The following is an 18,489-nucleotide window of genomic DNA, read 5'->3' on the forward strand; positions in this document are numbered from 1 at the left end:
GCTCCCACATTTAAAAGTGTTCGCAAATCAAAATGTGGGAGCTGGCTTGCCTGCGATAGCGGCTTCGAATTCAGGACATCACTTCATGACACACCACAGCGATCTGCTGATCATCGGCGCCGGCATCCTCGGCCTGTCCCACGCTTACGCCGCCGCCAAACGCGGCCTCAAGGTCAAGGTCTTCGAGCGCAGCGCCACACCGCTGGGCGCCTCCGTGCGCAACTTCGGCCAGGCACTGGTCACCGGCCAACCCCCTGGCCAGATGCTCGACCTGGCACGGGAAAGCCGTGATATCTGGGGCCAATGGGCGAAGGTGGCGGGCTTGCAGCTCAAGCGCAACGGCTCCTACCTGTTCGCCCGCACCGAAGCCGAAGAGCATCTGCTGGAAGCCTTCAGCGCTGGCCGGGCGCAAGAACACGGCTACAACGTCGAGCTGCTGCAAGGCGCGGCGATCAAAGACCTGTACGGCGGCCAGTTTCGCCATCACCGTGCCGCGCTGCATGGCAAGGATGATCAGCAACTGTATTCGCGCGAAGCGATCCCGGCGCTGATCAATTATCTGGCCCAGGAATTGAAGGTGCAGTTCTATTTCTCCACCCTGGTGCGCGACGTTGAGCCTGGCCAAGTACACACTACAGCGGGCAGCTTTCGCGGTGAGCAGGTCATCGTATGCTCCGGTCATGATTACCAGACGTTGTTGGCCGATTCGATGGCCGGGCTCAACCCGAGCATCTGTCGCCTGCAAATGCTGCGCGCCCGGCCTGCGCTCAATCTGAACCTGCAACACGCATTGCTCACGGGCCTTAGTTGCGTGCACTACGGCGCGTTTGCCGACCTGCCGGAAGCTGCGCGAGTGCAGGCGCAGATCCTGCGTGAAGCGCCCCACCTGCAAGAGCACGGGATTCACTTGCTGATCAGCCCGACACCGCAGGGCGAGCTGATCATTGGTGACTCCCATGACTACGGCAACGATGCATCGCCGTTCAATGCCGAGCAAATCGATGACTGGCTGATCGAGCTGGCGGAGCAGACGCTGGGCTGCAAGATCCAGGTAGTGGAACGCTGGCAAGGTGTGTATGGCTCACGCGGCCCGGCGCCGTTTTCATTCCTGCGTGCGGCGCCAGGCGTGAGCGCGGCGTTGATGCACTCCGGTGTGGGCATGAGCGTTGGCCCGGCGATGGCCGAGCGAAATATCACAGCATTGTGGGGTAGCGCATGATGAACCCGGAACAGGCAATCGCCGAAGTCTTCGGCTTGTACGAACAGCACGGCGCGGCCGATTACATCGGCGAGCCGGTGTCGCAGATCGAGCACATGTCCCAGGCTGCGCAACTCGCTATGGCCGAAGGCTTCGACGATGAAGTGGTGCTGGCGGCGTTTTTCCACGACATCGGGCACCTCTGCGGGCAGGGCGGCGAAAACATGGGCGGCTATGGCGTGGTCAGCCACGAGCGCCTGGGCGCGGATTATCTGCGCCGCGCAGGTTTCGGCGAGCGCATGGCCAAGCTGGTGGAGTATCACGTGCAGGCCAAGCGCTACCTGACCTTCAGCCAGCCTGACTACTACGCGCGCTTGAGCGAAGCCAGTCGCCGTACCTTGGGTTATCAGGGTGGCGTGATGTCAGCCGCAGAGGCCCAGGCCTTTGAGCAGGATCCGCTTTGCCACGTCAGCTTGCGCATGCGCCACTGGGATGAGCAGGCCAAGCAAATGCACGTGCCCGTAGTCGACTTGGACCTGCTTAAAGCCAAGGCACGTGGCCTGCTGGCAGCCGGTGTCGGCAGTTAGCACGCCTGTCGGCGCTCTTTCGTACCGGCGGTTCAGACGTCATGAACTCTTAAATGGCCAAGACCTGGAATAGCCTTGGGTCTTGCCCATTTTAGAGACATTCCCATGCGTTATTTAAAAGCGACCGCTCAGGACCGCAGAGGTAACGGTAAGGCTGATACCGTCATCGTGCACCTTTATGAGCGCCAGGCCGGCGAGCCGGATGCATTGAGGCATGAAGCCCTGGCGGTGGACATGGACGGCGACTCGGTGATCGATGTGCAGTGCGCCGGTGATATCAACCGTGATGGGCAGAGCACCATTGGAGATAAACAACTGTTCAAGGCATTTGCCAAGGCGTTTTTAAAACTCGGTTGGTTCAACAAAGGTGACAGTTCCCAGCGCACGTTGAGCGTGTATGTGGACCATTACGATAAGCAAGGCAAACCCAATGCCATCAAGTTGCAACTCCACGATTTGCTGGGCGGGGTTCGCAAAGAGAGTCTGACGTGCAGCGCCGCAGCGTATGACGCTGACAGCAATGGTGTGCTTGAGACCTTTACCAACAGTGATATCGATGGAAACGGTATCGCCGATAAAGCGGATAAAGAATTGATGCGAGTACTGGGCACCCTTTTTCTGAAGATGCGGTGGTATGACGCTAACGCAACTGCCGGACGAGTTGGTGCGGTTAGCCACGGCTGTTGATACATCAGCTGACGGCCTGGTCGATCATCAAATAACTGAAAACATTGATGGTGTTGGTATACGCCTGGCACTGGGTTTGTGTCGCGAGCTGGTTATTGATTTGTATTGATCAGTTTTTTAATTACATCCGAGATAAATATGCGTTACTTAAAAGTCACCGCTCAAGACCGCAGTGGTAATCGACGCGCAGATACCGTGTTTCTACATTTCTATGAACGCAGTGCTGCTGGGTTTGACGAGGTGGTTCATGAAGCATTTGTCGTTGATATGGATGGCGATGCCAGCGTGGATCTGCAGACGGTTGTGGACATCGAGGTAGATGGCAAGAGCACTGTCATCGACAGCCACATGATCAAGACGTTTGCTAACACCTTTCTTAAACTGAACTGGTTTAATTACGGTGAAAGTTGGAAGCGCACGTTGGTAATCATCGCCATCCATGAGTACGAGAAACGCCCGCCCAACGGTGTGCAACTCAATTTTCTGGACCGGCGCAGTACGGGGCGTAAACCAACGTTGGCTTATCAGGCCTCAGCCTTTGATGGCTACGGGAATGGCGTCCTGGAATGGTTTACCCATACCGATGTGGATAAAAACGGCGTAGTTGATCAGGCAGACAAAGAACTGATCCGTTCCTTGTGCAGTAGTTTCCTTGGGTTCAAATGGTACAAAGACAACAGCATTTGACTTACGTCTGCCGATAACAGCTAGCGTGAATTCATACGACAAACCGGGACGCGACGGCTAGAGGCACGAGTGCAGGCGTTATTACTCTCTGTGGTTCTTCAATTAATAAAGCGAGAGTAGGTGATGCGCTATTTGAAAGCGACTGCCCAGGACCGTAGCGGTAATGGCAGGGCTGATATGGTTATCCTGCAGTTTTTTGAGCGACCTGCTGGCGATCCTGATGAACTGGTCCATGAGGCGGTGGCTGTTGATATCACCGCCGATGGTGCTACCGAGATCTTGTTACCAGGCGATATCAATTTTGATGGTTATAGATCGGCAGAAGATAAGGCGTTGCTCAAGACGTTTTCAGATGTTTTCCTGCAACTGAACTGGTTCAATCCTGGCGAAACCTGGCGGCGTTACCTGACGATGCGAGTCGCCCGCTGGTCTGGGGGAGGTGTGCCTACTATGCTTAAACTGAGTTTTCATCAGTGTTGTACATCACAGGGCAAACGCGTCTTGATGCATAGCGTCGTGGGCTATGACGGCGATAATGATGGCATCGTGGAGTCGATTACCCACTCGGGTCCGAAGCGCGATTGTAGTGGCGATCTGCGGGATAGCGACGCCACTAAAGCCTTGTGCGACGCTTTCCTGGCATTTGGTTGGCATACTTCGGCGCGATTCAAAACGGTTTGATGTTCGCCTCAGTGCGTTGAGACAAACGTCTACCCATGGCAGGGTGAATTCATACGTTCAGTCCAGAAGCGTCGCCTAGCGACGCTTTTGCCAGCTTCATTACTCTCATGTGACTTCAGCCACGCAAGAGAAAAGATGATGCACTTTTATCAGCGTTACCCCACAGGCATTGACGGGTTGCTCAAGGCATTTGCCAATACATTTTTGAGGTTGAACTGGTTTAACAAGGGTGACAGTTGGCGGCGCACGCTCCGATCCATTTGCGTCAACCTCCTTGCGTTCAAAGGGTATGAGCACGCTTATCCGAGTTTGGATAAGTTTGAACCAGGAGTCGAACAATGCGCTATTTAAAAGTTTTCGCACAGGACCGAACAGGAGCTGGCCAGGCAGATACTGTGTTGCTTCAGTTCTATCAAAGCACCCCTGGTATTCGAGACAGCTTGATCAGTCATGCCGTGGCCTACGACTTCCCAACTGACGGGAAAATCGACTACAGCCGAGGGGATGTGACGAATGATGGTCGGGAGAGTCGGCTCGACAAACTGTTGTTGGACAAGTTTGCCTCTGCCTATTTGAAGCTCAACTGGTTTAATCCTGGGACGGCTTCAACGCGCTACATGAAAATTTTCTCCGAAGACTTCTATAAAGACGGCACGCCCGACACTGTGCGTCTGCACGTTAAGGAGGGGACCGGGGACATTGATGCTCACACGTTGGTCGCCTGGAATGCCGCTTATGACTTTGATAACGACCAAGTGCTCGAATGGAACATTCATTTCGATATCAACCATGACGGTGTAATCGACGACATTGATCGGCGTTTGGTCCACCAGTTGGCTGAGCTATACCTGCTGTTCAGCTGGCACGAACCGGAAACCTTTGAGGTCAAGGTCTTGGATATCCCGGCCTCATAAGCCTTGCCAGTTGTATGGCCGATCAATGGGTGCTCGCAGTCACTCATCCTTGAGTGACTGCGCCAATACATGAATCTGCTCTTGACGTTCAGCCTGGCTAAGCTTTGGCTGAGGGTTAAGGCACGACCATTGCGGGTAGGCACGGGCCTTGTGCAAAGCGTCCGGTAATTTGCCTGCCCGCCAGGTTTGGTCTTGAGGCGTGTCGACCTTGATGCTGTGCATCGCCGCATGGCCGCGCAGGTTCAGGGCTTTGAGCAATTGACGTTGGCGCAGGGCGAGCAGGCGCAGCACGCTGTCGTCGACGGTCAGCTCGCGCTGGCCCTTGATCTTGCCCAGCAGGCGGCTGCCGTAGCTGCGTGCGGTTTGCAGCGCGCCACCGGCAATGGCACCGGCAATGGCGGCGGCGCCGAGGGTGAGACCGCCGACCAGCAGGTCCACACCCGCACCGGCTGCCGCGCCTGCGGCGATCCCGCCGCCGACCCGCACGCCGAGTTGTTTGAGGGTTTCGGGGTTGAACAAATCATCACCCCAGCGCCCGTCCAGCAGCGGTAAGTCGCTGGCGGCAGCGTCCTGCGGGCGGAAGCCGAACAGTTTGAGCAACGCTTCCACACACTTTTGCTCGCGCTGGCGCACAGCCTTGCGCAAGTCGCTGATGGCTTGCTGTTCACCCTCTGTGACCACACTGCGTCGGCACGCGGCGCAGTCGATCAACAATTCAGCGATCAAGCGTGCGGCGCTTTGCTGACGGGCCTGGCGTTGGGCTTGCTGATCAAGGATCAGGCGTTCCAATTGCGGCCGTGCGTTTTCCAGCAGCAGCGCCAGGCTTTCATACAAGCGGCGTTCGCCGTCTTCCGGCGGCGCCACGCTGTCGAAGCGCACCAGCGCATGCAGGCCGAGGCGGGCCAGGGCTTCGCGCCAGTCCGGCTCGCGGTGGTCGCTGCTGCTGACGAAGTTGAGCACCGGCAGCAATGGCTTGCCGCAACTGGCCAGCACTTGCAGCTCGTCGCGGTACTTGGCCAGCACCGGTTCGCGGGCGTCGATCACATACAAACCGGCGTCCGAGGCCAACAGCTGGCGCAGCACTTTGGCTTCCTGTTCGAAACGCTGGCGGGCTTCGCTGCCTTCCAGGAACCGCACCAGGCGAGCCGGGCCATCGAGGCGTTCGCCGGGCCGGTCCAGGCGTTCCAGGTAATCAAGCAGCGCGATGGCATCTTCCAGGCCAGGTGTGTCGTACAGCTCCAGCAAGGCTTCGCCATCGACCGACAGGCGCGCGCCTTCCACATGGCGGGTGGTGCTGGGGCGATGGGAGACTTCGCCAAAGCCCACATCACGGGTCAACGTGCGCAGCAGCGAGGTCTTGCCGACATTGGTGTGGCCGACCACGGCGAGCTTCAGTGGTTTAGTCATGACCGGTCTCCAGCCAGTTCAGCGGCGCACAGTCGGCGAAAGGCAGCTCCAGCTGTTGCAGCGCGGCGTGCCAGTCGCCCAGGCGCTCGGCGTCCAGCGCCTGGCCGGGTGGCGCCTGCAACAGCCATACGCGGGTGGCGGTGGCGCTGCGGGCCAGCTCGGCGATCAACGCCAGGCTGCCACGATCCGGCGAGCGGCGCGGGTCACAGGCGATGGCCAGGCGTGCGGGCGGGAAGCGCGTGAGTTGTTCCAGCAGTTTGTTGCGTGATTCGCGGCTGTCGAGGATGCCGGCGTTCTTGACGCTGCCCGGCAGCTTGGGCGGCCACGGGTGTTGATCGTCGAGTTCGATGGCCACCAGCAGGGCGCCGTCGCTTTCCAGGTCGCTGATGCCGCCGGTAATGTGATGCAACTGCTCAGGCGCGGCGTCATTCACGCCCAGCCGTTCACTGCTCGGCATCAGGCGCTCGCGCAGTTGGCTGTAGCCGGGCAGGTTAAGGTCCAGGCGCAATGCCGCGCGGCCGCGTTTCCAGCGCCACAGGCACAGCAGCGCGAGGAGCAATCGGGGCAGCAGGCCGTAAACCAGCAGCACGCCTACCAGCCACGCGGCCCAGGCCTGGCGGGCGCTTTCGATATTCAGGGCCGAGTCGCCGCTGGCGCGGATCATCTCCACCGTCGGCACATTAAAGCCGAGCAAGGCGGGCAGGCTGCCGAGGGCTTGGGTCACGGCGACAAAAGTATCGGCGCCGAGGATGGTGGTTTCCCACACAAAACCGTAGCGCCGCGTGGCCAGCAGTGTCAGCAGAATCACCATGGCGCTGAGCAGCGCCAGCAACCACAGGCTGTTGACGAGCACACCCACGGCCCAACGATTGAGTTTCTGGCGCTGCAACAACAGCAGCAAGGCTGGCGCCAATTGCGCGGCTTTGGCATCGCGGGCAAGCTTTTCGCTGAGCCACAACCACAGGCGCCCGAGGCTGGCGCTGTGTTCACCGGCAAACAGTAAGCCCAAGGCCCAGCTGATTAACAGGATCAGGTTCAAGCCGAGCAGGCTGCCCAAGGCCCAGAACACGTTCACCGGCGTCAGGCCATTACCCAAGGCGGCAAAGGCCAGCCCGGCGCCACTGATAACCGCCACCACCGCCAGCAGCACCAACGCCAACCGCGCGCCTTGCAGCCAGCGGGTGAGGGCGGCCGTCAGCCCATCGCGCTCGGCCAGGTGCAGGGCGCGCTGCTGGATGCGCGTCGGCAAATCGCCACCGGCCGTGCGGGCCAGGCGGTTGGCTTCCAGGTCCTCCAAAGGGCCTGCGTGTTCTTCGCGCAGGCGCACGGTTTCGGTGAGCCAGAGTGTGTGCAGCGGGTTCAGTGCAGTCACGCGCCGTCCTGTTGAGCAAGTGAGCTTGGAGCATAACCGCAGACTCATGGCTCTGGTATTCTCGTCGGCATGAAAAAAACTCTCCCTTTAAGCCTGATCGCAGCCCTCGGTGAAAACCGCGTGATCGGCGTCGACAACAGCATGCCCTGGCATTTGCCGGGGGATTTCAAATATTTCAAGGCCACCACGCTCGGCAAGCCGATCATCATGGGGCGCAAGACCTGGGATTCCCTGGGCCGACCGTTGCCGGGGCGCTTGAACATTGTGGTCAGCCGTCAGACCGGCCTGGCGCTCGAAGGTGCGGAAGTTTTTCCGTCACTGGACGCGGCGGTTGAGCGGGCTGAAGCCTGGGCGCTGGAACAGGGCGTGGATGAGCTGATGCTGATCGGCGGTGCGCAGCTGTATGCGCAGGGGCTGGAGCAGGCGGACCGCCTGTATTTGACGCGGGTTGCACTGAGCCCGGAAGGCGATGCGTGGTTTCCGGAGTTTGATTTGAACCAGTGGAAGCTGGTGTCAAACCTGGAGAATCCAGCTGAAGGTGATAAGCCGGCGTACAACTTCGAAGTCTGGGAAAAAGCTTAAAGGCATCGCAGGCAAGCCAGCTCCCACAGTTGAATCGGTTTCCTCAGGAGAACTCGGTCAACTGTGGGAGCTGGCTTGCCTGCGATAGCGGTCTATCAGGCCTGCGCTAATTCAGCATGCTCATCGGCATCCAGCAGCGCTTTATCCGTCTGCCCCATGACCTGGCTGGTAATCGCCCCGGCCGTCATCGAGCCATTCACGTTCAGAGCTGTGCGGCCCATGTCGATCAGCGGCTCTACGGAAATCAGCAGCGCTACCAGTGACACCGGCAAGCCCATCGCCGGCAGCACGATCAGCGCGGCGAAGGTGGCACCGCCGCCCACGCCTGCCACACCGGCCGAACTCAAGGTCACAATCGCCACCAGCGTCGCGATCCACAGTGGGTCCAGCGGGTTGATGCCCACGGTCGGTGCAACCATCACCGCCAGCATGGCGGGATAGAGACCGGCGCAACCGTTCTGGCCGATGGTCGCGCCAAACGAGGCGGCAAACCCGGCAATGGACTGCGGGATACCCAGGCGACGGGTCTGCGCTTCAATGCTCAGCGGAATGGCGGCTGCGCTGGAGCGGCTGGTGAAGGCAAAGGTCAGCACCGGCCACACCTTGCGGAAGAACCGCAGCGGGTTGATCCCGGCCAGCGACAGCAGCAGGCCGTGCACCACAAACATCAGGCCCAGCGCCAGGTACGAGACCACCACAAAACTGCCGAGCTTGAAGATGTCTTGCAGGTTGGAGCCGGCGACCACTTTGGTCATCAGTGCCAAAACACCGTATGGCGTCAGCTTCATCACCAGGCGCACCAGACGCATTACCCAGGCTTGCAGGGTGTCGATGGCGTTGAGCACTTTCTGGCCCTTTTCCACCTCATCCTTGAGCAGTTGCAGCGCGGCAACCCCCAGGAATGCGGCGAAAATCACCACGCTGATGATCGACGTCGGCTTGGCGCGGGCAAGATCTGCAAACGGGTTGGCCGGCACGAACGACAGCAGCAACTGCGGGATATTCAGGTCAGCCACCTTGCCGGCGTAATCACTCTGGATCACTTGCAGGCGTGCCATTTCCTGGGTGCCCGCCACCAGACCTTCGGCGGTGAGGCCGAACAGGTTGGTCAGGCCGATACCGATCAGCGCCGCAATCGCGGTGGTGAACAGCAGCGTGCCGATGGTCAGGAAGCTGATCTTGCCCAGTGACGAGGCGTTATGCAGACGCGCCACAGCACTGAGGATCGAGGCGAACACCAGCGGGATCACGATCATTTGCAACAATTGCACGTAGCCATTGCCGACCAGGTCAAACCAGCTGATCGAGGCCTTTAGCACCGGGTTACCGTCGCCATAAATGGTGTGCAACACCGTGCCGAACACCACGCCCAATACGAGGGCAAACAGCACCTTCTTGGCGAGGCTCCAGTTGGTGCGACGGGTTTGTGCCAGGCCCAGCAACAGGGCCACGAACACCAGTAAGTTGAGAATCAGGGGCAGATTCATTGAAGCTCCGTTGAGAAGGCAGCCAATCGCGTGAGCCTGCGATTGCGAACCGGGAAGCCTAACAGTTTGAAATATATTGATTTAATACCAATATGGAATGGCGACTGTCGTTTTTGGAATAAGCATTTGACGCTCAGGCACATGCCCTTGGCGTTATCACGACGCAAGCGGTCGCGCTCGGGCGATAACTGTCATACAGATTTGTTAGCGTCGATGTCTTTCACTCAGGGAGAAAACGCTTATGAAGCTCGCGCCAACACTACTTGCCGCTGCCTTCTGCCTCGGCCTCGTCAGCCAGGCATTTGCCGCCACCGAGTTGAAACACTGGCCGGCGCCTGCCGCCGAGCAACTGAACAAGATGATTGCCGCGAATGCCAACAAGGGTAACTTCGCGGTGTTCGACATGGACAACACCAGTTACCGCTACGACCTCGAAGAGTCTTTGTTGCCGTACATGGAAAACAAAGGCCTGATCACCCGCGAGAGCATGGACCCATCGCTGAAGCTGATGCCGTTCAAGGACACCGCCGACCACAAGGAAAGCCTGTTCAGCTACTACTACCGCCTCTGCGAAGTCGATGACATGGTCTGCTACCCGTGGGTTGCGCAGATTTTCTCGGGCTTCACCCTCAAGGAACTCAAGGTCCAGGTGGACGAGTTGATGGCTTCCGGCAAGCCGGTGCCGGTCACCTACTTTGAAGGCGATGTGGTGAAGAAATCCGAGGTGCAGCCGCCGAAAGTCTTTACCGGCCAAGCCGAGCTGTACAACAAGCTGATGGAAAACGGCATCGAGGTGTATGTGATGACCGCCGCGTCCGAGGAGCTGGTGCGCATGGTCGCCGCCGATCCGAAGTACGGCTACAACGTCAAACCCGAAAACGTCATTGGCGTGAGCACCTTGCTCAAGGACCGCAAGACCGGCGAGTTGACCACTGCGCGTAAGCAGATCACTGCGGGCAAATATGACGAGAAGGCCAACCTCGGCCTGGAGCTCACCCCGTACCTGTGGACCCCGGCAACCTGGATGGCCGGTAAGCACGCGGCAATCCTGACCTACATCGACGAATGGAAAAAACCGGTGATCGTCGGCGGTGATACACCGACCAGCGATGGCTACATGCTGTTCCACGATGTGGACGTGGCCAAGGGCGGCATTCACCTGTGGATCAACCGCAAGGACAAATACATGACCCAACTCAACGGCATGATGGCCAAGCACGCGGCGGCCCAGGCCAAGGAAGGTCTGCCGGTGACGGCGGACAAGAACTGGGTGATCGTCAAGCCAGACGACATTCAGTAACCCGCGTTGCCCTCTGCAGGAGCCCGGCAAGCCGGCTCCTGCAGAGGGCAAGCAAAATAGATATCAATTGCGAACCAATCTCATCCTCTGCTAGCGTGCGCACTCCCTGAACCCTTCGTTCTTCTCAAGGTAGTGCTGTGTCCTCCTGGAATTCGCAGATTGCGCGCCTGTTCGCGGAGCAGAAGAAAGCCCTCGAAGCTTTCGTCACCCGCCGTACCGGCAGTGCCCAGGTGGCGGCCGACCTGACCCAGGAATCTTTCCTGCGCCTGGCGCGCCTGGATTCCGGCGAGAAGATCGACAACCTCCCGGCCTTTCTCTTCACCATTGCCAGTAACCTGGTACGCGACCACCAGCGTCAGGCCATTCGACGTGAGCGCCTGGATGCCGGTGAGCCGAGCGAAGAGCTGCCCTGCAGCAACCCCGGTGCCGATGAACAGTTGGCTGCCTATCAGCAGGAGCAACTGATGCAGGACGCTATCCTGGCGCTGCCCGAAGCGACTCGGCAGATCTTCCTGCTCTATCATGTCGACGAACTTTCCTACCGCGAGATTGGCGAACGCCTGTCGATCACCCCGCGCAGTGTGGAATACCAACTGCGTCGTGCCTTGATTGAATGCCGCGGGTACATCAAGACGCGGCTTGCCTGCGATGCACAAGGACGTCGGTCATGACCGTCACACCCACTGCCGACGCGTTGTTTGAAGAAGCCTCTGGCTGGTACTTCCGCCTGCAGGCCGAAGACATAACGCCCACTGAGATGGATGCCTTCGCCGCCTGGCTCGGCCAAGGCAACGCCCAGGATGAAGCCTGGCAGGAAGTGCAGGCGATGCTCGGTGGTATGCGTGAGCCGGCGCGGATCATTCGCCGCGCCGAACAGTCCGCCTGGGGTAAACCGGCGCGGCGCTGGGCGTATGCCGCTGCGGTGTTACTGGCGGTGGGCCTGACCGTGCAAAACACGCCCTGGCTCGACCGCTTGCGTGCCGACTACGCCACCGGCACTGGCGAGTCGCGCACCATCGAACTGGCAGATGGCTCCCACCTGCAACTCAATACCGACAGCGCGGTGCAAATCCGCATGAGTGCGGGCGAGCGGCAGATTCGTTTGTTGCGCGGCGAAGGCTTCTTCGACGTGACCAAGGACCCGACGCGGCCCTTCGTGGTGCAGTCCGGCGATGGCTGGGTGAAGGTGGTCGGCACCCAGTTCGGCGTGGCGCGGCGTGATGCGCAAACGCGGGTGCAGGTGGCGCAAGGCAAGGTTGAGGTCAGCGCCGGGAAAGGCGCGCCGGTGTACCTGGAGCCGGGGCGGGCGGTGGAGTATCAGGACGAGCAGCTTGCCGAGGTCCACGGCTTCGACCCGGCCAGCGGCTTTGCCTGGCGCCAACGGCAGCTCGTGTTTCGTCAGCAGCCGCTGTCGGAAGTGGTCACCGAACTTAACCGTTACTGGCCCGGCAAGACCCTGGTGCTCGGCGATGCGTTACGCAACCGCGTGGTGTCCGGTGTGTTTGAAATCGACAAGCCCGACGCGGTGATCAAGGCATTGGAATACACCCTCAACCTGCACGCCGAGCATTACACCCCGTATTTGCTGGTGTTGCGCGAAGGCAAGGCGTCCTGATCGCAATTATTTGAAAATACTTTCAGGGTTTCCCGGCAAGCGTTCGTCCTTGATCACTGAGGCGTAAATAGTAAGCACTCTCAAGTAGTGCGGCGCCGATCACAGACTTTTTGCACCGGGGAGCACCATCCATGGCACACCGATTCGCCGCACGGCCCTTGCTGGCACTGGCCATTTCCTTGGCTGGCGGCACCGCGCCGCTGTACTTGCAGGCCGCCGAGACCACCCAGGCCCAGGCTTACCGCTTTGATATTCCGGGGCAGAGCCTGGATGGCGCGCTGGCGGCGTTTTCGGCGGTGACGCGGGTGCAGGTGCTGGTGAGTGGTGAGTTGACCCAAGGCGTGGTTTCGCCGGGCGTCAAAGGCAACCTGGCCCAGCGCGAAGCCTTGGCACAGTTGTTGGGCGGCACCGGGTTGAGTGCGGCGTTCATCAACGCGGACACCGTCACCCTGGAAAAACCTGTGGCAACGGGCTCGGCCCTGGAGGTCGGCGCCACCACCATCAGCGCCGAACAGTTGGGCGTGACCACCGAAGGCACGGGCTCGTACACCACCGGCGCAGTGACACTGGGCAAGGGCGAGCAGAAACTCAAAGACATCCCGCAATCGGTCAGCGTCATGACGCGCAAGCAGATGGATGACCAGAACACCACCAAACTCTCCGAAGTGGTCAAGCGCACACCCGGCCTCACAGCGACCAAATCCCCCGGCCCTGGCATGTTCATCTTCTCCCGTGGCTTCGAGGTCGGCACCCTGCAATACGACGGTGTGGGGATCCCGCGTAATACCTACACGCTGGGCAGTTACCTCACCGAGAACATGGCCATCTACGACCGCGTCGAGACCCTGCGCGGCCCGGCTGCGTTGCTGCAAGGCGCCAACAGCCCTGGCGGTACGATGAACCTGGTGCGCAAGCGCGGCCAGCAGGCACCGACCGTGACGGTCACCGCCAAGGCGGGCTCCTGGGACCATTACGGTACCCAGGTGGATGCCGGTGGCCCACTCAATGCCGAAGGCACCTTGCGCGGCCGTTTTGTGGCGGACTATGACACCACCAACTCCTTCGTCGACTACGCCGGCGGCTGGAACCAGACAGTCTACGCGGCCGTCGACTACGACTTCACACCCGACACCACCGTCGGCGTGGGCATCAGCAATCAGAAGGGCCACTCGCGCCCCAACTTCATGTCGTTGCCCCGTTATGCCAACGGCAGCGATATCGGCCTGCCACGCTCGACGTTTGTCGGCGCCAGTTGGAACCGTGCGGTCAACAACCAGACCCAAGTGTTCGCCGACCTGGAGCATCGTTTCAACGATGACTGGAAGGTGAAGGCCGCACTGGTGGCCATGGATGAACACAACGACGCGACCTACCAGGCAACGTGGGATGAAATCCCCAATCCGGGCAGCACCGGCAACGTGCGTTATGTGGATTGGGTCACCGACTTCAATACCAAAAGCCGCGGCGCGGATGTGTATTTAAACGGCAAGTTCGAAGGTTTGGGCTTCCAACAGGAAATGGTCCTGGGCGCCAACTATTCTAAGCTCACCACCGACGACCAGTGGGCGCGGGCGGCAACGAACGGCGCGGATATCTTCAACATTGACCACAACCGCCCGCAGCGCGACAAAAACCAGTTGTTCGCCCAGGGCAGCGCGTCGAAGAGCTGGTATGACATCCGTCAGAAAGGCATCTACGGCACGTGGCGTGTGAAAGTCCTGGACCCGCTGACCTTGATTCTTGGGGCTCGCAGCAGTTGGTATGACTATTCCTACGTAGGTCAGGGTGGGTTTGGTGGTGTGTACAACGCCCCCGAGGCTAGCAGCACGCAAACGTCCGGAAAGGTCACGCCCTATGCTGGCCTGGTCTATGCGTTGAACGAGCAGTGGTCGGCCTACGCCAGTTATGCCGATGCATTTGAACCGCAGACCAACCTGACGACCTCCGGGTCCTTACTCAAGCCTATCGAAGGCAAAAACTACGAGCTGGGCATCAAGGGCGAACTGGCCGGCGGTCGCCTCAATACCTCGTTTGCGATCTTCCGTTACGACCAGAAAAACCGTGGCGTGCAGGACCTGCAAGGGCCGATGAATTGCAATGGCTGGTATTGCTCGGTCGCCTCGGGCGAAGTCCGCAGCCAAGGCTTTGAAGCCACGTTGAGCGGCGAAGTGCTGCCCGGCCTGCAGCTGGCCTCCAGTTACACCTACAACACCACCAAGTTCCTTAAGGACAACACCTACGAAGGCAAAATCTTCAGCACCTGGACACCCAAGCACTTGCTCAAGGTCTGGGGTGATTACCAGTTGCCGGGCGATTGGCAGCAGTTCAGCGTTGGTGCGGGCGTGACCGCGCAAAGCAGCACCGAAGCCTACGACCGCACCTTCAGTGTGCCGGGTAATGCCCTGTGGGATTCGCGGGTGGCCTACAAGATCAATCAGGAATTCACCGTGGCGGCGAACCTGAACAATATGTTCGACAAAAAGTATTACATCCCGGCCTACAACGCGAACTGGGGCAGCAACTACTACGGCGACCCACGCAATGTGATGTTCACCATGACCTACACCCCACAGTTCTGAGCCATTACGCAAAGCTTCGTGTGGGAGCGGGCAAGCCCCACATTTTGATCTTCAGTGCCCTGAAGGTTTTGGCCAGACAAAAAAAATGCCCCGCACGTAGCGGGGCATTTTTATGGGCGGGGCTTACAGGCCGTCGAGCATCGCCTTGTTACGTACAGCACCCTTGTCGGCACTGGTGGCCAGCAGGGCATACGCCTTCAACGCGGTGGTGACTTTGCGCGGACGCTTCTCCACGGGCTTCCAGCCTTTCTTGTCCTGCTCGACGCGGCGTGCAGCCAGTTCTTCGTCGCTGATCAACAGGTTGATCGAGCGGTTCGGAATGTCGATCAGCACCTTGTCGCCATCCTGTACCAGACCAATCGCGCCACCGGCAGCAGCTTCCGGCGAGGCGTGGCCGATGGACAGCCCCGAAGTACCACCGGAGAAACGGCCATCGGTCAGCAAGGCGCAGGCTTTGCCCAGGCCTTTGGATTTCAGGTAGGACGTCGGGTAGAGCATCTCCTGCATACCCGGGCCGCCTTTAGGGCCTTCGTAGCGGATGATCACGATGTCGCCTTCTTTCACTTCGTCGGCGAGGATGCCGCGTACCGAGCTGTCCTGGCTTTCGTAGATCTTGGCGCGGCCTTCGAACACGTGGATGGATTCATCCACACCGGCGGTTTTCACCACGCAGCCGTCCAGCGCGATGTTGCCGTACAGCACCGCCAGGCCGCCTTCTTGCGAGTAAGCGTGCTCGACACTGCGGATGCAGCCGTTTTCACGGTCGTCGTCCAGGGTTTCCCAGCGAGTCGACTGGCTGAACGCGGTCTGGGTCGGAATGCCCGCCGGGCCGGCCTTGAAGAAGTGATGCACTGCTTCGTCGTCAGTCTGGGTGATGTCCCATTTGGCGATACCTTCGGCCAGGGATTTGCTGTGCACGGTCGGCAGGTCGGTGTGCAACAGGCCACCACGGGCCAGCGAGCCGAGAATCGAGAAGATCCCGCCGGCGCGGTGCACGTCTTCCATGTGGTACTTCTGGATGTTCGGCGCGACTTTGCACAGTTGCGGCACGTGACGGGACAGGCGGTCGATGTCGCGCAGGTCGAAGTCGATCTCGGCTTCTTGGGCGGCGGCCAGCAAGTGCAGGATGGTGTTGGTGGAACCGCCCATGGCGATGTCCAGGGTCATGGCGTTTTCGAACGCCTTGAAGTTGGCGATATTGCGCGGCAGCACCGACTCGTCGTTCTCGGTGTAGTAACGCTTGCACAGCTCGACGATGGTGCGGCCAGCCTGCAGGAACAGCTGTTCGCGGTCGCTGTGGGTGGCCAGGGTGGAACCGTTGCCCGGCAAGGCCAGGCCCAGGGCTTCGACCAGGCAGTTCATCGAGTTGGCGGTGAACATGCCGGAGCACGAACCGCAGGTCGGGCAGGCGCTGCGCTCGTATTCCGCGACCTTCTCGTCAGAAGCGCTGGAATCGGCGGCGATGACCATGGCGTCCACCAGGTCGAGGCCGTGGGAGGCGAGCTTGGTCTTGCCGGCTTCCATCGGGCCGCCGGAGACGAAGATCACCGGGATGTTCAGGCGCAGGGCGGCCATCAGCATGCCGGGGGTGATCTTGTCGCAGTTCGAGATGCAGACGATGGCGTCGGCGCAGTGGGCATTGACCATGTATTCCACGGAGTCGGCGATGATCTCGCGGCTCGGCAGCGAATACAGCATGCCGTCATGGCCCATGGCGATGCCGTCATCCACGGCAATGGTGTTGAATTCCTTGGCTACGCCACCGGCGCGTTCGATCTCGCGGGCGACCAGCTGGCCGAGGTCCTTGAGGTGGACGTGGCCCGGTACGAACTGTGTGAACGAGTTGGCAATCGCGATGATCGGCTTTTTGAAGTCGTCATCCTTCATCCCCGTGGCACGCCACAGTGCGCGCGCGCCGGCCATGTTGCGGCCGTGGGTGGATGTTTTCGAGCGGTAATCTGGCATGGAGCACTCCGGGCGGCTAATCAGGTAACTACTAATCAGGTACTACTGGGGAGTGAGCTTCTATTGACGTCTGGAACACTCAGAAATAGCCGTGTGTCCGGAAGTTGCCGCTCACGTCGCGGGATCGCCGCACGTGTGGGCCTTGAGCTCATAAACCCGCCGGGGGATGACTGGCGATGAATAGGGCCGATTCTACACCGCTGGCGGCTGGAGGGAATGGCCACCAGTGTGAAGTTAGCGCTTACGGGACGTGCGGCCGCGCACTACCGCCCGACTCGCGCATTCGTCCATCCGCCCCACAGGCTGAGAACCACGAAGCTTGCTGCGATGGTCATCAGCAAATGCGCTCCGGTTTGGGCAAGGGCGGCGCTGCTGACGGCGGCGGTGAGGAACATGATGCTGTTGCCCGCCGATGCCGCTGTGCCCGCACTGCTTGAGAACAGCAGCATCGCCGCCGAGATGGCAGCCGGTCGAACCAGCGTTACGGCCAGGGCGCTGATCAGCATCGGGATCAGCAAGTTAATGGTGGTGATGGCTTCAAAGCTGATAATCAGCATGAGCAATACACCCGCGACGAGCAGTAAACCAAGGCCGATATTGATCTGGCGGGGCAGTGAAATGCGCTTTTGCAGGTATGAAGCCGCCACGCCGCCGAGCAGATAAGCCACGCCGTACACCATCAGCACCAACGCGTACTGGTATTCGGAGAGCTTAAGCGCATCCATGAAAATCAACGGCGTCACGCTGATCAGAGCAAAGTAGCAGGCGAATACCAGTGCGGCGATCCACCAGTAGCGCAGGAAGTCTTTATGGCGGGCGACGGCTTTCAGCGTGCCAATGATCGACACCGGTGCGCGATACGGGCTCGCGGAATTGGAAGGCAGGATGCACAACGCATGGAGCAACATGCCCAGTGCCATCAGCGCAAAGCCGTAGAAGCTGCCTTGCCAGTCGAAAGTGGTTTGCAGCCAGGAGCCGATCAGCGGCGAGAGCGCCACAAACGAACCGCTCAGGGTCATGTAATACAGGCGTACACGGGCGCGGTCCTGCTCCTCGAACAGGTCTTCGACCAGTGCATGGCCCAGCACGAAAAAGCCGCAGCCCATGGCCTGTACGCAGCGAAACAGCAGGAAAGTCAGGTAGTCCGACGCGAATGCGCAACCGATCGCGCCGAGGATCGACAGCGTGATGCAGCCGAGCAGGACTTCCTTGCGTCCGTATGTATCCGACAGCGGGCCGGCGACCAACTGCGAGATCGAGAACACCAGCGTGAACAGGCTGATGGACAGGGCGATTTCGGCGCTAGGCGTGTCGAATTGCACAGCCAGGGCGGGGAACGAAGGAAGCAGGATATTGATCGGGAAAAAGCTGATCAGGGAAATGCAGGTGATGAGAATGAAGCGGGAGAGGTAGAACCCAGACATTGTT

General features: G+C 59.8%; 16 protein-coding genes. 11 read left to right on the forward strand and 5 right to left on the reverse strand.

The features are described from left to right. Nucleotides 1-85 precede the first annotated feature (85 nt). The 6 genes from FFI16_RS28470 to FFI16_RS28495 all read left to right on the forward strand — a co-directional run bounded on the left by FFI16_RS28470 (nucleotide 86) and on the right by FFI16_RS28495 (nucleotide 4,754). Nucleotides 86-1,219, forward strand: a complete 1,134-nt coding sequence (locus tag FFI16_RS28470) for a TIGR03364 family FAD-dependent oxidoreductase (RefSeq protein ID WP_138813432.1) — start codon at nucleotides 86-88, stop codon at nucleotides 1,217-1,219. Next, on the forward strand, nucleotides 1,219-1,785 hold the full coding sequence (locus tag FFI16_RS28475; RefSeq protein WP_138815333.1) for a phosphonate degradation HD-domain oxygenase: 567 nt from the start codon (nucleotides 1,219-1,221) through the stop codon (nucleotides 1,783-1,785). Before FFI16_RS28470 ends, FFI16_RS28475 begins: the two co-directional genes overlap by 1 nt. A 105-nt stretch (nucleotides 1,786-1,890) precedes the next feature. Beyond that, a complete protein-coding gene (locus FFI16_RS28480; protein ID WP_138813433.1) occupies nucleotides 1,891-2,472 on the forward strand; it encodes a hypothetical protein in 582 nt (193 codons plus the stop codon). A gap of 138 nt (nucleotides 2,473-2,610) precedes the next feature. Then, on the forward strand, nucleotides 2,611-3,159 hold the full coding sequence (locus FFI16_RS28485) for a hypothetical protein (protein ID WP_138813434.1): 549 nt from the start codon (nucleotides 2,611-2,613) through the stop codon (nucleotides 3,157-3,159). Nucleotides 3,160-3,282: 123 nt separating this feature from the next. Continuing rightward, nucleotides 3,283-3,840, forward strand: coding sequence for a hypothetical protein (locus tag FFI16_RS28490; protein WP_138813435.1), 558 nt, complete (start codon nucleotides 3,283-3,285; stop codon nucleotides 3,838-3,840). Nucleotides 3,841-4,178: 338 nt separating this feature from the next. Then, nucleotides 4,179-4,754, forward strand: a complete 576-nt coding sequence (locus FFI16_RS28495) for a hypothetical protein (RefSeq protein ID WP_178112715.1) — start codon at nucleotides 4,179-4,181, stop codon at nucleotides 4,752-4,754. A 39-nt stretch (nucleotides 4,755-4,793) separates the two neighbouring features. On the opposite strand, the gene FFI16_RS28500 is transcribed toward FFI16_RS28495, so the two are convergent. Then, the gene (locus FFI16_RS28500) at nucleotides 4,794-6,161 is read right to left on the reverse strand and encodes a DUF3482 domain-containing protein (protein WP_138813436.1); all 1,368 of its coding nucleotides are present in this window, start codon (nucleotides 6,159-6,161) and stop codon (nucleotides 4,794-4,796) included. Then, nucleotides 6,154-7,533 (reverse strand): DUF2868 domain-containing protein, encoded by a 1,380-nt coding sequence (locus tag FFI16_RS28505; protein WP_138813437.1) that lies wholly within the window; start codon nucleotides 7,531-7,533, stop codon nucleotides 6,154-6,156. Before FFI16_RS28505 ends, FFI16_RS28500 begins: the two co-directional genes overlap by 8 nt. Nucleotides 7,534-7,602: 69 nt before the next feature. On the opposite strand from FFI16_RS28505, the gene FFI16_RS28510 reads away from it, so the two are divergent. Continuing rightward, a complete protein-coding gene (locus tag FFI16_RS28510; RefSeq protein ID WP_138813438.1) occupies nucleotides 7,603-8,115 on the forward strand; it encodes a dihydrofolate reductase in 513 nt (170 codons plus the stop codon). 95 nt (nucleotides 8,116-8,210) lie between these two features. Here the strand turns inward: FFI16_RS28510 and FFI16_RS28515 are convergent, their stop codons facing one another. Beyond that, nucleotides 8,211-9,602, reverse strand: a complete 1,392-nt coding sequence (locus tag FFI16_RS28515) for an L-cystine transporter (RefSeq protein WP_138813439.1) — start codon at nucleotides 9,600-9,602, stop codon at nucleotides 8,211-8,213. Between the two features lie 241 nt (nucleotides 9,603-9,843). Here FFI16_RS28515 and FFI16_RS28520 point away from each other — a divergent pair, with 241 nt between their 5' ends. The 4 genes from FFI16_RS28520 (at nucleotide 9,844) to FFI16_RS28535 (ending at nucleotide 15,096) form a co-directional block, all read left to right on the forward strand. Then, nucleotides 9,844-10,902 carry a haloacid dehalogenase-like hydrolase gene (locus tag FFI16_RS28520; RefSeq protein WP_138813440.1) on the forward strand — a complete coding sequence of 353 codons (1,059 nt, stop codon included), beginning with the start codon at nucleotides 9,844-9,846 and terminating at the stop codon, nucleotides 10,900-10,902. A gap of 137 nt (nucleotides 10,903-11,039) precedes the next feature. Further along, nucleotides 11,040-11,573, forward strand: a complete 534-nt coding sequence (locus FFI16_RS28525; protein WP_138813441.1) for an RNA polymerase sigma factor — start codon at nucleotides 11,040-11,042, stop codon at nucleotides 11,571-11,573. After that, nucleotides 11,570-12,517, forward strand: coding sequence for a FecR family protein (locus tag FFI16_RS28530; protein WP_138813442.1), 948 nt, complete (start codon nucleotides 11,570-11,572; stop codon nucleotides 12,515-12,517). Before FFI16_RS28525 ends, FFI16_RS28530 begins: the two co-directional genes overlap by 4 nt. Nucleotides 12,518-12,648: 131 nt before the next feature. Then, nucleotides 12,649-15,096 carry a TonB-dependent siderophore receptor gene (locus FFI16_RS28535; RefSeq protein WP_138813443.1) on the forward strand — a complete coding sequence of 816 codons (2,448 nt, stop codon included), beginning with the start codon at nucleotides 12,649-12,651 and terminating at the stop codon, nucleotides 15,094-15,096. A gap of 123 nt (nucleotides 15,097-15,219) precedes the next feature. Here FFI16_RS28535 and ilvD read toward each other — a convergent pair whose 3' ends face one another. Together ilvD and FFI16_RS28545 are read right to left on the reverse strand one after the other, a co-directional pair. After that, complete coding sequence (ilvD, locus tag FFI16_RS28540) at nucleotides 15,220-17,061, reverse strand: dihydroxy-acid dehydratase (protein WP_017139479.1); 1,842 nt, start codon at nucleotides 17,059-17,061, stop codon at nucleotides 15,220-15,222. Nucleotides 17,062-17,324: 263 nt separating this feature from the next. Beyond that, nucleotides 17,325-18,485: an MFS transporter gene (locus FFI16_RS28545; RefSeq protein WP_138813444.1), complete on the reverse strand. Its 1,161-nt coding sequence runs from the start codon at nucleotides 18,483-18,485 to the stop codon at nucleotides 17,325-17,327. Nucleotides 18,486-18,489: the final 4 nt, after the last annotated feature.

The sequence above is a fragment of the Pseudomonas sp. KBS0710 genome, assembly GCF_005938045.2.
GTDB lineage: Bacteria > Pseudomonadota > Gammaproteobacteria > Pseudomonadales > Pseudomonadaceae > Aquipseudomonas.

Coding starts and splice junctions, on each gene's coding strand:
- FFI16_RS28470 (WP_138813432.1), top strand. CDS start 86: ATGACACACCACAGCGATCTGCTGATCATCGGCGCCGGCATCCTCGGC.
- FFI16_RS28475 (WP_138815333.1), top strand. CDS start 1,219: ATGAACCCGGAACAGGCAATCGCCGAAGTCTTCGGCTTGTACGAACAG.
- FFI16_RS28480 (WP_138813433.1), top strand. CDS start 1,891: ATGCGTTATTTAAAAGCGACCGCTCAGGACCGCAGAGGTAACGGTAAG.
- FFI16_RS28485 (WP_138813434.1), top strand. CDS start 2,611: ATGCGTTACTTAAAAGTCACCGCTCAAGACCGCAGTGGTAATCGACGC.
- FFI16_RS28490 (WP_138813435.1), top strand. CDS start 3,283: ATGCGCTATTTGAAAGCGACTGCCCAGGACCGTAGCGGTAATGGCAGG.
- FFI16_RS28495 (WP_178112715.1), top strand. CDS start 4,179: ATGCGCTATTTAAAAGTTTTCGCACAGGACCGAACAGGAGCTGGCCAG.
- FFI16_RS28500 (WP_138813436.1), bottom strand. CDS start 6,161: ATGACTAAACCACTGAAGCTCGCCGTGGTCGGCCACACCAATGTCGGC.
- FFI16_RS28510 (WP_138813438.1), top strand. CDS start 7,603: ATGAAAAAAACTCTCCCTTTAAGCCTGATCGCAGCCCTCGGTGAAAAC.
- FFI16_RS28515 (WP_138813439.1), bottom strand. CDS start 9,602: ATGAATCTGCCCCTGATTCTCAACTTACTGGTGTTCGTGGCCCTGTTG.
- FFI16_RS28520 (WP_138813440.1), top strand. CDS start 9,844: ATGAAGCTCGCGCCAACACTACTTGCCGCTGCCTTCTGCCTCGGCCTC.
- FFI16_RS28530 (WP_138813442.1), top strand. CDS start 11,570: ATGACCGTCACACCCACTGCCGACGCGTTGTTTGAAGAAGCCTCTGGC.
- FFI16_RS28535 (WP_138813443.1), top strand. CDS start 12,649: ATGGCACACCGATTCGCCGCACGGCCCTTGCTGGCACTGGCCATTTCC.
- ilvD (WP_017139479.1), bottom strand. CDS start 17,061: ATGCCAGATTACCGCTCGAAAACATCCACCCACGGCCGCAACATGGCC.
- FFI16_RS28545 (WP_138813444.1), bottom strand. CDS start 18,485: ATGTCTGGGTTCTACCTCTCCCGCTTCATTCTCATCACCTGCATTTCC.